This is a genomic window from Microbacterium sp. GbtcB4 (genome assembly GCF_019091465.1).
In the GTDB taxonomy this organism is placed as follows: Bacteria; Actinomycetota; Actinomycetes; order Actinomycetales; family Microbacteriaceae; genus Microbacterium; species Microbacterium paraoxydans.
Genome location: NZ_JAGXJJ010000690.1, coordinates 1 through 232, shown reverse-complemented (window position 1 = coordinate 232; position 232 = coordinate 1). Strand labels below are relative to the sequence as shown.

Genomic DNA, 232 nt, shown 5'->3' with positions numbered 1-232 from the left:
TCGAGAGGGGGTGCCGGCCGGGGCGCCGGCCGGGGAGGTGGCGGCGCTGGACACCCCGGTCGCGGCGTCGGTCGTCGAGACGCTGGCCCCGGCGCACCCGGGGTGGGACGTGCAGGCCGCGGGGCCCGAGACGGGTAGGAACGGCAAGCCGCCCGTGCCCGTCGCCGATGCCGAGAGCTGGCCACGTCACTGGGCGCTGTGGCAGCGGGTGCGGTCGCATGGGGAGGTGCTC

1 protein-coding gene is annotated in these 232 nt (G+C 78.4%); it reads left to right on the top strand.

The features are described 5' to 3' along the window. The coding region (locus tag KVS71_RS19275) for a hypothetical protein (RefSeq protein ID WP_217585328.1) at window positions 1-232 on the top strand (232 nt) is incomplete at both ends.